This window comes from Lysobacter daejeonensis GH1-9 (genome assembly GCF_000768355.1).
Classification (GTDB): domain Bacteria; phylum Pseudomonadota; class Gammaproteobacteria; order Xanthomonadales; family Xanthomonadaceae; genus Aerolutibacter; species Aerolutibacter daejeonensis.
Genome location: NZ_AVPU01000050.1, coordinates 1 through 8,500 on the forward strand (window position 1 = coordinate 1; position 8,500 = coordinate 8,500).

Annotated in this window: 7 protein-coding genes; 6 read left to right on the forward strand and 1 reads right to left on the reverse strand. The window is 67.9% G+C overall.

Annotation, left to right across the window (positions count from 1 at the left end):
- The 3 genes from N800_RS14505 to N800_RS14515 form a co-directional block, all read left to right on the forward strand.
- Positions 1-693, forward strand: a 693-nt coding sequence (locus tag N800_RS14505) for a 2OG-Fe(II) oxygenase (RefSeq protein ID WP_198032566.1), incomplete at its 5' end; no start/stop codon positions are given.
- Between the two features lie 196 nt (positions 694-889).
- The gene (locus tag N800_RS14510) at positions 890-1,993 is read left to right on the forward strand and encodes a Glu/Leu/Phe/Val dehydrogenase dimerization domain-containing protein (protein WP_036140263.1); all 1,104 of its coding nucleotides are present in this window, start codon (positions 890-892) and stop codon (positions 1,991-1,993) included.
- Between the two features lie 147 nt (positions 1,994-2,140).
- Positions 2,141-3,298, forward strand: coding sequence for an isovaleryl-CoA dehydrogenase (locus N800_RS14515; RefSeq protein ID WP_036140266.1), 1,158 nt, complete (start codon positions 2,141-2,143; stop codon positions 3,296-3,298).
- 130 nt (positions 3,299-3,428) lie between these two features.
- Here N800_RS14515 and N800_RS14520 read toward each other — a convergent pair whose 3' ends face one another.
- Positions 3,429-6,266: a S8 family serine peptidase gene (locus N800_RS14520; protein WP_084087736.1), complete on the reverse strand. Its 2,838-nt coding sequence runs from the start codon at positions 6,264-6,266 to the stop codon at positions 3,429-3,431.
- A 210-nt stretch (positions 6,267-6,476) separates the two neighbouring features.
- On the opposite strand from N800_RS14520, the gene N800_RS14525 reads away from it, so the two are divergent.
- From N800_RS14525 to N800_RS14535, 3 genes are all read left to right on the forward strand, one after another.
- The gene (locus N800_RS14525; RefSeq protein ID WP_036140268.1) at positions 6,477-7,652 is read left to right on the forward strand and encodes a thiolase family protein; all 1,176 of its coding nucleotides are present in this window, start codon (positions 6,477-6,479) and stop codon (positions 7,650-7,652) included.
- A gap of 150 nt (positions 7,653-7,802) precedes the next feature.
- A complete protein-coding gene (locus tag N800_RS14530; protein ID WP_036140271.1) occupies positions 7,803-8,150 on the forward strand; it encodes a hypothetical protein in 348 nt (115 codons plus the stop codon).
- A 166-nt stretch (positions 8,151-8,316) separates the two neighbouring features.
- A partial coding sequence (locus N800_RS14535; protein WP_036140278.1) for a hypothetical protein occupies positions 8,317-8,500 on the forward strand: 184 nt, incomplete at its 3' end.

The following is an 8,500-nucleotide window of genomic DNA, read 5'->3' on the forward strand; positions in this document are numbered from 1 at the left end:
GTGCCCGCCCTGCCGCCCGCCCCCGGGCGCGCGCCCGTCGATGGCCCCGCGCGGCCGCTGCAGCTCAACCTGGAAGCGAGCCTGCATGCACCCGCGCCGCAGGTGGTCAGCCAGGCACCGCGCGTGGCCACGCTGGAAGGCCTGCTGACCGCCGAGGAGTGCCGCTACGTGATGCTGATGGGCGCGCCGTGGCTCAAGCGCGCCCGCGTCGTCGACCCGCGCACCGGCGAATGGCTGGAGCACCCGGTGCGCACGGCGTTCGACGCCACCTTCAACGACATGATCGAGGACTTCCAGCTGCGCCTGCTGCAAATGCGCATGGCCGCGGCGATCGGCATCGATTTCACCCGCGCCGAGCACATGGTGCTGCTGCGCTACTTGCCCGGCCAGGAGTACCGCCCGCACCGCGATTACCTGCCGCCGCAGACGTTGGCAGGCGACCGGCCGCAGGCGGGCCAGCGCGCGGCCACGCTGTGCGCCTACCTGTGCGATGTGGAATCCGGCGGCGGCACCGCCTTCCCCGAGGCCGACCTGGTGGTGGACGCGCGGATGGGCCGCGCGGTGGCATTCCGCAACACCGACGATGCCGGCCGCCCCGATCCCGATTCCCTGCACGCCGGCACGCCGGTGCTGGCCGGGGAGAAGTGGCTGGCCACGCTGTGGTTCCGCGAGCGGCGTTACCGGGCATTCTGAACAGGGGACGGCCCGCGACCCGCCCGCCCCCCACTTGTTGCATACGTAACCGTATCCGCCGATTGCCGTAAACTATGCCCCCTGCGGCGGGACCCCCACCCCGGTCGCAGAGGCGAATCTTTCCGATTCAACGACTTACAACGCACAGCTGGCGTGGCGCCCTACGCGCATCCCCCACGCCGGCGCGGAGCACCTGATGATTTTCGAGACCCTGGACACCTACGGCCACGAGCAGGTCGTGTTCTGCCACAACAAGGACGCGGGCCTGAAGGCCATTATCGCGATCCACAACACCGTGCTGGGCCCCGCGCTGGGCGGCACGCGCATGTGGCCGTACAAGTCCGAGCAGGAAGCGTTGAATGACGTGCTGCGCCTGTCGCGCGGCATGACCTACAAGAATGCGGTTGCCGGCCTCAACATCGGTGGCGGCAAGGCCGTGATCATCGGCGACCCGGCCAAGGACAAGTCCGAAGCGCTGTTCCGCGCGTTTGGCCAGTTCGTGGATTCGCTGGGCGGCCGTTACATCACCGCCGAAGACGTCGGCATCGACGTCAACGACATGGAATACGTGTACCGCGAGACCGAGTTCGTGACCGGCGTGCACCAGGTGCACGGTGGCTCGGGCGACCCGTCGCCGTTCACCGCCTACGGCACCATGCAGGGCCTGATGGCCAGCCTCAACAAGCGCTTCGGCGACGAGGAAGTGGGCAAGTACAGCTATGCCGTGCAGGGCCTGGGCCATGTGGGCATGGAGTACGTGAAGCTGCTCAAGGAGCGCGGCGCGAAGATCTTCGTCACCGACATCAACCAGTCGCTGGTGGACAAGGCCGTGTCCGAGTACGGCGCCGAAGCCGTGGGCCTGGACGAGATCTACGACGTGCCGGCCGACGTGTACAGCCCGTGCGCGCTGGGTGGCACCGTCAACGAGCAGACCCTGCCCCGCCTGAAGGCCAAGATCATCTGCGGCGCGGCCAACAACCAGCTGGCCAACAACGCCATCGGCGACGAAGTGCAGAAGCGCGGCATCCTGTATGCCCCGGACTACGCGGTCAACGCGGGCGGCGTGATGAACGTGGCGCTGGAGCTCGAGGGCTACAACCGCGAACGCGCCATGCGCATGATGCGCACCATCTACCACAACCTGCACCGCATCTATGAGATCGCCGAGCGCGACGGCGTGCCGACCTACCAGGCTGCCGACCGCCTGGGCGAGGAGCGCATTGCCGCCATCGGCAAGCTCAAGCTGCCGCTGGCGCGTGGCCAGACCCGCTTCAAGGGTCGCATCCGCGGCGGCAACTGAGTCGTTGCGTTAGCGAAACACGCAGTAGAGCAAAATACGACGGGGCCCAGTGCCCCGTCGTGCTGTCCGGACCGGGCGTACGCCCGGCCGCCAAATTCATACCGGGCGTCGAAAGGCTTCGACGCCGTAACGTTGCCGGGAGTAGTTATGCGCCCCTTCCCGTTGGGTGAAGAGATCGATGCGCTGCGCGATGCGGTCCGCCGCTTTGCCGAAGCCGAAATCGCGCCGCGAGCCGAACAGATCGACCACGACAACTGGTTCCCGCAGGACCTGTGGCCCAAGCTGGGCGAGATGGGCCTGCTGGGCATGACCGTGCCGGGTGAGTACGGCGGCAGCGAGATGGGCTACCTGGCGCACCTGGTGGCGATGGAAGAAATTTCGCGCGCGTCGGGCTCGGTCGGCCTGTCTTACGGCGCGCACTCCAATCTGTGCGTCAACAACCTCTACGCCAACGGCAACGAGGCGCAGCGCCACAAGTACCTGCCCAAGCTGTGCACGGGCGAGTGGAAGGGCGCGCTGGCGATGAGCGAGCCGGGCGCCGGCTCCGACGTGGTGGGCTCGATGAGCTGCCGCGCCGAGCTGCGCGACGGCGTGTGGGTGGCCAACGGCAACAAGATGTGGATCACCAACGGCCCCGAGGCCGACGTGCTGGTGGTCTACATGCGCACCGCCAGCAAGGACGCGGGCAGCCAGTGCATGACCGCCTTCATCGTCGAGAAGGGCATGAAGGGCTTCAGCACGGCGCAGAAGCTGGACAAGCTGGGCATGCGCGGCTCCAACACCTGCGAGCTGGTGTTCGAGAACTGCGAAATCCCGGCCGAGAACGTGCTGGGCGAGGTCAACCGGGGCGTGAAGGTGCTGATGAGCGGCCTGAACACCGAACGCCTGGTGCTGTCCGGCGGCCCGATCGGCCTGATGCAGGCGGCGCTGGACATCACCCTGCCCTACACCCGCGAGCGCAAGCAGTTCGACGCCGCCATCGGCACCTTCGGCCTGATGCAGGGCAAGATCGCGGACATGTACACCAAGCTTCAGTCCAGTCGCGCGTTCGCGTACCAGATCGCCCGTGACTACGACAGCGGCTACAAGAGCCGCGTGGATGCGGCCAGTTGCCTGCTGCATGCCTCCGAATCGGCGGTGCAGGTCACGCTGGAAGCCATCCAGGCGCTGGGCGGCAACGGCTACATCAACGAGTTTCCGACCGGCCGCTTGCTGCGCGACGCCAAACTGTACGAGATCGGCGCGGGCACCAACGAGATCCGCCGCATGCTGATCGGCCGCGAGTTGTTCAACGGTAACAGCTGATCCCGCGGGGCGTCCCCCTGCCCCGGATCCGGTCCCTGGCGGCCCGACCAGTCCCCTGGCCGGGCCGTTGCGTTTTACCGCCCCTTCCGCCGGGCGGCGTTACAGGGACCTGGCGCGGGATTCACGCGCCTTAGAACCCGACGGCCCAACCCAACTGCGCCTGCGTCCAGCTTTGGCCGTTCTCCTGTCGGACGTCCGCACCCAACCGCATCATGCCCAGGCGCGGGAGTCGCGCCTGCAGCCCCACCCCGAGCACGCCGATGTCGCGCGCCAGCGTCTCGCCGAGGATCGGCGACCAGACGTCGATGCCGGTGAAGCGCGCGTCGATGTCGTTACCCGATTGCGACAGCGTCCGCTGCCATTCCAGCCGGCCCGTGACGCCCAACTCCGTCGCGCCCGCCCACCACTGGTGATCGAACCGCAGGCCGGCCAGCGCTTGGGACGCGTCGAAGGTCGAAGCGTGGGTGCTGAGGCCAAAGCCCGCCGCACCGTCCTCGGTGAATCCCTCGCGCGTCATGCGCACGGACTGCACCCCCACGTACGGGGTCACTCCGCCCTCACCCGTTGACCAGCGCTGGCCCAGCTGCAGGCCCATCGACGTGTAACGGTTGTCGTAATCGCTCGCGACGCCAAACGCCGCGTCGCCCAGCAGCACATCGCGCCGCGCCTGGCGCTCCATCATGCCGTGCGAGATGCGCCCCAGCAGGTAGGATCTGCCGAACTGCCATTGCGCATACAGCTGCCCTTCGACCTGCCGGTTGCGCTCACGGTCCGCGCGGTCGCCACGGAACCCTTGCCCCAGCGTTTCCGCGACGGCGCCGCCCACCGACCATCCGTCGCGCAGCCGGTAGTCGTGGCCCATCACCCAGCCCTGCGCATCGATGCCCAGGTGGTTGCTGGACTGTCGCTGTGCGCCGAGCCTGTCCCACCATCCACCCGCAGCGGACAGACCCACATTCGCATCGAGTCGGGCCTCCAGCGCATGCCGGCTTCCCTCGATGGCCATCAACGCGTAAGCCGTGTCCGCCCCGTGGAGGTCGCCCGAGAGGCTTTCCAATGTGCGCTCCGCCGCCATCGCCGTGGGCGAGCGCTGGATCTGCCCCGCAGCCGCCAGGAAACCCAGCCCACCATCCGTGCCGGTGCCGACCGGCACCGCGCCCCCGTCGATCGCGGAGAATGCACCCTCCACGCGTTCGGCGCCGGACAACGAGGCCGCGGTGAAGCCCAGCGACGCAGCCGCCACGCTCACGTCCAGGCGGGTGATGTCCAGCCAGATGTTGTTGGGGTCATAACCCAACGTGGCTTCGAGGAACACACCGCTACCCGCACTGAGCGTAGAGAAGCTGCCAACCACGCCGCCGCCAGCCGTCAACACCGTCTCCCGCGCGGACCGGGTGTATCCCTGCGCGATACCGGTGACCTGCGCATCACCACCATCGATCGTGGCCTGGCCTGTCACCTGCAGCGGCGCGCCCACCTCAAAGGCGAAACGGGCAGTACTGCCCTGGTGGTAGTTACCGGCCACGACATGGCTGGCCGTGGTCTTCGTCGACACCGTTCCCAGGTTGTCCAGATTGCCGGCGACGCCGCCGCGCAGCTCCAGATTGCCGCCAGCGTTGACGAACGCATCGCCAGGCACGGTGAAGTAACTCGCCAGCGTTCCGCCCTGGACGCGCGTCGCGCCCAGGTAGCTGTTGGCCCGGGTGAGTTCCAAGCGGCCACTGCCCTGTTTGACCAGGCCGCCCGCACCGGAAATCGGATTGCTCCATGCGGAGGTGCCGGTGAACGAAACCACCACGTCGCCCCAGTCAAACCGCGCCGGGCCACGCACAGCGGCGCCCACGTCCAGCAGGCCGTAGCCGAAAATGGCATCCACGCCCGCCGCACCGATGTCCTTGGCGGTCCCCAGCAGCGTCTGGCGCAGCAGGTCGTTGCTGAAGTACGGATACTTCTGCCACACCAGCGCCGCGGCGCCCGACACCTGCGGGGCAGCGAACGACGTGCCCTTCCAGCGCCAGTATTCCGGGTTGTTGTAGGGATCGTTGGTGCCCGTCGTGATCACGGTGCCCGGCGCCGCAAGGCAGTAGCGCATCGCCACGCCGCAAGCATTGGCGTACACCGCGCCGTCGCTGCCCTTGTCCAGCGAATTGATGTCGTTGGGATCCACGGCCGTCACCGCCAGCCAACCGCGCTCCAGGTCGGCGGCCGGCAGCGTGCCGTTGGGCCCGGGTTGGCTGGGCAGCGCCGCCATGCTGGACGGATTGGCGCGCCCTTCGTTGCCTGTCGCGAACACGACCAGGCCACCGTTGCTGGCGATGAACGGTCGGTACTCGTCGGCGATGGGGGCGGTGGCGTTGAGGTTGGTCCAGTACAGGCCACCCCACGAGTTGTTCATGATCCGCGCACCGCGGTTGATCAGGTCCTGGTGAATGGACTTCAGCCCCAACGCGCCCGACACCTCATTGCCCTGGCCCGATCCGTCATCGGCGGGCGGCTTGTCGGAAATGATGCGCGCGGACACCAGCCCCGCGCCGGGGGCGATGCCGCCTGGCCACGCGCCGAACGCGGTGCCGGCAGCCACCTGCGCAACGGCCGTACCGTGCCCGACCACGTCATCCACGGCGAGGTTGTTGCCGCTGCTGCTGATATAGGTCAGGTTCGCCAGCACCCGCCCCTGCAATGCGGGGTGCTTGCGGTTGATGCCGCTGTCGACCACACCGATGATGACGCCCGCTCCGGTGAGTCCTGCGGCATGCGCGGGTGCGGTGTTGGTCAGGACCAGGTGGCCGCTGTACTCCGGCGCGGGCGCGTAGACCACTGGCGGCTGCAAGGTGGCCGGTGGCGGATCGACCTTGACGTTACCGCCACCACCGCCTCCACCTCCGCACGCCACCAATGAGGCGCCCAACCCAGCCCACACCAGACCTCGCCGCACGGCGAGCGTCAGCCCATTTTTTCGGTATGACATTGATTTTCCCCTGACGTCGCGGTCGCCCGTTCCTGGGCCGCGGGCGGCGCATCGGCCGACAGCATCGTTGTAGTGCAAACCCCGGAGCCGATCAACGATGAACGGATATCCCCATACGGGGACCATTGGGCTTTGTCGTTTGCGGCAACGCAACAAACGGCGCGATAATCAGAGGATACCGGCAGGCCGCCGGCCCCACTGGAGCAGTCCATGTCCGACATCGTCATCGTCGGTGCCAAGCGCACCGCCATCGGTTCCTTCCTCGGCCAGTTCAACGGCGTCGCCACCCCGGTGCTGGGCAGCGCGGCGATTACCGGCGCGCTGGACCATGCCGGCGTCGCCGCCGACCAGGTGGACGAAGTGATCATGGGCTGCGTGCTGCCCGCCGGCCTCGGCCAGGCCCCGGCCCGCCAGGCCTCGCTGGGCGCCAACATCCCGACTTCGGCCGGCTGCACCACCATCAACAAGGTCTGCGGCTCGGGCATGAAGGCCATCATGCTGGCCCACGACATCATCAAGGCCGGCTCGGCCAATGTCGTGGTCGCCGGCGGCATGGAGTCGATGACCAACGCGCCGCACCTGCTCAACGGCTCGCGCAACGGCATCCGTTACGGCAGCGCCGAGTTCATCGACCACATGGCGTTCGACGGCCTGACCGACCCCTACGAGGGCAAGGCGATGGGCGTGTTCGGCGACATGATGTGCGCCGAGTACCAGTTCGACCGCGAGGCCCTGGACGCCTATTCCACTGAAAGCGTGAAGCTGGCCCAGGCCGCGCAGGCCGCGGGCGCCTTCAAGGACGAGATCACCCCGGTCACGGTCAAGGGCCGCAAGGGCGAGGTCGTGGTCGACTCCGACGAAGAGCCGGGCAAGATCGACCCCAGCAAGATCCCCACCCTGCGCCCCGCGTTCGGCAAGGACGGCGTGCTGACCGCCGCCGCCTCCTCGAAGATTTCCGATGGCGCCGCCGCCACCGTGCTGATGTCGGCCGACGAAGCCAGCAAGCGCGGCCTGAAGCCGCTGGCCCGCATCGTGGCCCATGCCACGCACTCGCAGGCCCCGGAGTGGTTCACGACCGCGCCGGTCACCGCGATCCGCAACGTGCTGGACAAGGCCGGCTGGACCGTGGCCGACGTCGACCTGTTCGAGATCAACGAGGCGTTCTCGTGCGTGGCCATGGCCCCGATCAAGGACCTGGGCATCACGCGCGACAAGATCAACGTGTACGGCGGCGCCGTTGCCCTGGGCCACCCCATCGGCGCCAGCGGCGCGCGACTGGTGGTTACCCTGCTCAATGCCCTGCGCCAGCGTGGCGCCAAGCGCGGCGTTGCCTCGCTGTGCATCGGCGGTGGCGAAGCGACTGCAATCGCCATCGAACTGGCCTGAGCAGACGCTATTTGGCGGGGCCATTTGATATAACGACGTCTTAACCAAAAAAAGTCGGCCAACCGCTTGACAGTGGTCACCGGCTTGTCATCATGTATACCGGCGCGCGGTTTGCGCGTTGCCCTACTTTATTGACGAGGAAACCGCACCATGACCATGAACAAGGCGCTGCTCGCCCTGGCTCTGGGTTTCGCCCTGGCCGCCTGCTCGAACCAGCAGCAGGCTGCTGACTCGGCCGCCGAGGCCGCCGACGCTTCGGCCGAAGCCGCCACCGCCGCTGCCGACGCTGCCGCCACTGGCGACGCCGCTGCTGCCGACGCCGCCACCGCTTCGGCTGACGCCGCTGCCGCTTCGGCCGATGCCGCCGCGACCGCTGCTGACGCTGCTGCTTCCGCCACCGACGCCGGTGCTGCTGACGCCGCTGCCGATGCCGCTGAGCAGGCCGCCGACGCCGCTGAGCAGGCTAAGGAAGGCGCTGAAGAAGCCGCCAAGAAGTAATCAAACCGGTTGGCCCTTGCGGGCCTGATGGTTGGACAAGCCGCTGGTTCGCTAGCGGCTTTTCCTTGGCCTAGCGGCATTCATGAATAGGGACTTCCCCGACCTGAATGGCGCAGCCCCCCAGTTTTGCACCACGTTCCACCACCTACCCTCTCTGGAGATTTCCATGAACACCAAGCTGTACGTTGCCCTGGTTGCCGCCGCCCTCGCCCTGACCGCCTGCAAGAAGGAAGAGGCCCCGGCCGCTGAGGCCGCTCCGGCCGCTGAAGCCGCTGCTGTCGAGGCCCCGGCCGCCGACGCCGCTGCTGTTGAGGCTCCGGCCGCCGACGCCGCTGCCACCGACGCCGCTG

Excerpts from the sequence above, each read along its gene's own strand:
- N800_RS14510 (WP_036140263.1), top strand. The coding sequence starts at position 890 with ATGATTTTCGAGACCCTGGACACCTACGGCCACGAGCAGGTCGTGTTC.
- N800_RS14515 (WP_036140266.1), top strand. The coding sequence starts at position 2,141 with ATGCGCCCCTTCCCGTTGGGTGAAGAGATCGATGCGCTGCGCGATGCG.
- N800_RS14520 (WP_084087736.1), bottom strand. The coding sequence starts at position 6,266 with ATGTCATACCGAAAAAATGGGCTGACGCTCGCCGTGCGGCGAGGTCTG.
- N800_RS14525 (WP_036140268.1), top strand. The coding sequence starts at position 6,477 with ATGTCCGACATCGTCATCGTCGGTGCCAAGCGCACCGCCATCGGTTCC.
- N800_RS14530 (WP_036140271.1), top strand. The coding sequence starts at position 7,803 with ATGACCATGAACAAGGCGCTGCTCGCCCTGGCTCTGGGTTTCGCCCTG.